At 70.0% G+C, this 3,166-nt stretch carries 2 protein-coding genes; both read right to left on the minus strand.

The window, feature by feature from the left end:
* On the minus strand, positions 1-801 hold an 801-nt coding region (locus tag ACEN88_RS27785), incomplete at its 3' end, for a hypothetical protein (protein ID WP_413344835.1).
* 30 nt (positions 802-831) lie between these two features.
* Positions 832-3,166: hypothetical protein (locus ACEN88_RS27790; RefSeq protein ID WP_413344837.1), on the minus strand; the 2,335-nt coding region annotated here is incomplete at its 5' end.

Raw genomic sequence — 3,166 nt, forward strand, 5'->3', positions numbered from 1 at the left:
CTGGGCGATCTCCAGCGCCGCCTCGCCTTCCAGGTACTTGGCGGGCAATTCCAGCTGGCGGGCCAGGATGGGCATCATCAGGGCCATGCCCTTGGCGCGGCCCTGGTCGCTCACGTGGTCGTTGAGGGTCCGGTAGCCGTGAAAGAACTTTTGCACGGACGCGCCGATCAGGTCGGTGCGCGCGGTCTCGTAGGCCGTCTTCGTCGCTTCACCGGGCTCGGCCGTGAACGCTTCCAGCGCCTGGTCGGCCGCCGCGCGCACGTTGTCGAGGGAGTCGGCGGCGATGTCGCGCTGCGCGGCGCTGCGCTGGGCCAGCGGCGTCTTTGCCTGCCCGCGCAGTTCGGCCAGTTCGCCCTTGAGCCGGGCGACGGTGGCGTGGATGGGCGAATCGGACGGCGCCGTATCGGCGATCCCATTGGCCGCGCCCAGGCGCGCTTCCAGCGCGGCGATCTGGCCGGCGACGGGTTCCGTGCGCGCCATGACCTCGCGCGCCACGTCCGGCAGGCGCGTCTGGTTGCGCTGCTCGGCGCGCGCCAGCATCGTGTCCAGGCTCTTCGCGCCGGTCTTGCCGAGCTGTTCCGGCGGCAGGTCGTACTTGCGCCAGTTCGCGGTGATTTTCTTCTTGTCGCCGTTGAACTTCCACGTATTCTCCGTGCCCTTCGTCCCGAACACGCTCAGGCCGATGGTGCCGCCCAGCTTGCTGATCTTGACCTTGTTGCGCGGCGCGATCGTCTGTGCCGACGGCAGGCCGCCCGGCTGGGCGGCAAGGCTCGCCGTGGTTGGTGATTTAATCCTGGTCATCCTGGTCTCCCCATGTGGTGCAATCGGTTCTTACTGCCCGGCCGGCGGCGCCGGACGTTCGGCGCGCAGCACGCTCAACTGGTGCGGATGCGAGACCTCCGACACTTGCTGGCCGGCCACCATGAAGTTCGGTCCAACCGCGCGCGACTGGCCGGTGATTTCCAGCGAATAGAAGAAGCGTTTGTCCCAGCTCTGGTCCGATTCGAGCAGGGCGCTGATCTGCGCGTTGCGCGCGGCGATCTGCGCCGCCTGGTCCGGGTCCGGCTGCGCGTGCGGCGCCACGACCGCGTCGCGCAGTTCGCGCAGCACGTTGATCTGGCGCGCCGCATCCGGACGCAGCCACACCCGCTCGGCAAACAGCTGGTTGCCCGCCGTCGCGTCGTGCTCCACGCGGGCCAGGTAATTGTCGATCGGCTCGGCCGGATCGGGCGCATCGGGCGGCTGGTTGGGATAGACCTGGTCCCAGGCGGCCCGGCGGCTGTCGACGTAGCGCTTCATCTCCTTCATGCTGGTGAAGGTCGTGTCGCGGTAGCTCAGCGCCGGGTCGATGTGCCCGTCCTCCTCGGCGATGCGCCATACCGAGCCGATTTCCGAATGCAGGATGGTGGTGCTGAAGCCGATGATCGACGCGCTCGGCAGCACGACCGACTTGACGTGCCCGGTCTCCCCGGAAAAGTCGCCCAGCGGCGGGGCGCCGGCGACCAGCGTGGCACCGACGCCGACCTGGCGCGAGCTCGAGCTGGCGGCATATTCGGCGCGCAACGGTCCCGGTGTTTCCTGTCTGCGCAGGCGGGTCGACCACGTCTTGCTGGCGCTGACCTGGGCATTCGGCCCCACCTTGTAGTCGTTGTGCTGGTAGCGCGCGCCCGCCGACGCGCCGACCGAACTCGATACCGAGGTGCCGCTCGAGTCGAGCCAGTTGAGCGACACGTCGGGGTCCTTGTAGAAGGTATGCGACAGCGCGTCCCACATGGCGTTGACGTCGGTCGGCAACCCACCGCTCGGGCCGCTCGCGGTGGCGGCATCGACCACGGACAGCAGCTTGGCGCGCCACGGATCGGGATGGCCGGCCGGCGCCGGGCCGATCGGCTGGAAGCGGCAGCGCACCATCACCCCTTTCGGGCTGGACGTGTCGACCATGAACGGCAGCGCCTGCAGCGTGCCGCTGACGCTCAGGCGCTTGCCCAGCAGGTTGACGCCGGCGGTGGCGGAAGCGCCCAGATGGCCGGAGAGCCGCCGGTCGCTGCCGATGAACAGCTGCCCGTGGTTGGCCGACGAGCCGCCGTTGATCATCGCCATGCGGCCGCGCATCAGCCTGGCGTCCGGACCGGCCAGCACGAAGGGAAGGACCGGGAGGTGCTTGATCCCCGGGAGGTTCAGCGCTTCCTGCACATTGAAGTTGATGCCGTACTGGCCGCCGTTGGTCAGCCGCACGTCGTACGTCATGCGCGGCTCGGTGATCACACGCCTGAAGTTCTGGAGCACGGTGTGCGGCGTGGAGGTGTCGAGCGGCACTTCCCCATCGTGCTCCAGCGTGGCGAGTCGATCGGCACCGGCGCGCAAGGCGGCCTCTTCCGTGTCGCCCGGCTCGCACTGCCCGATCCACTGGCGCAGGGTGGCCACGTCGAGCTGCGCGCCGCCGCGCGGACGCAGCACGGAACGGGTGCCCTTGAGCTCCCGATAGGTGGGACTGAATTTGACCTCGCTCACGCTGACGCCGGCCAGCTCGGCGGCGCGCGCGGCGATGCGCTTGCGCATGGCGGGCGTGACGGTGGTCTTGTCGCGCCAGCCCTTCTGCGCGATGCGCGTGTGCCACTGCTCGAGCGCGGCGCCCTTGAGCGCGGCGCTGATGCGTCCGTCCAGCGGGGCCGTGCCGCGCGCCTGCGCCCGTTCCCTCAGCACCTCGCCCAGGTCCTGGATGACGTCGGCCTTGAGGAAGTCCTCGTCCGGCTGGCGCAGGCTGGCCCCGCCGGTGCCCATCGAGAGCGCCGACATGGGCGACTTGTTGAAGCCGAACGTGCGCCGCAGGGCCGCCAGCATGCCGGGATTGCTGGCGCGCCGGGCATAGCGCGACAGCTTGAACATGCGCGCCTGGGCCCGCGCCAGCGGAGTGCCCGGGCCCTCTTCGGTGAAGCCGCAGCGCCACGAGAAATAGGCGTTCTTGAGATGGCGTTCGGGCTCGGCTTGCGGGCTCGCCGCCAGCTGCTGCGCGGCCAGGAAGGCCTTGGCCGCCAGGCTGACGTTGCCCTTCATCGGCGCCGGCGGCGCCTGCGACGGCGTGCCGTGCGGCCGGTCGTGCGATGCCAACGCCCTGATCGATGCCTTGCCCGAGGGCGCGCCGCGTCCGGCCAGCCTGGCCGAGGTC

The organism is Massilia sp. CT11-108, assembly GCF_047302915.1.
GTDB lineage: Bacteria > Pseudomonadota > Gammaproteobacteria > Burkholderiales > Burkholderiaceae_D > Telluria > Telluria orientalis.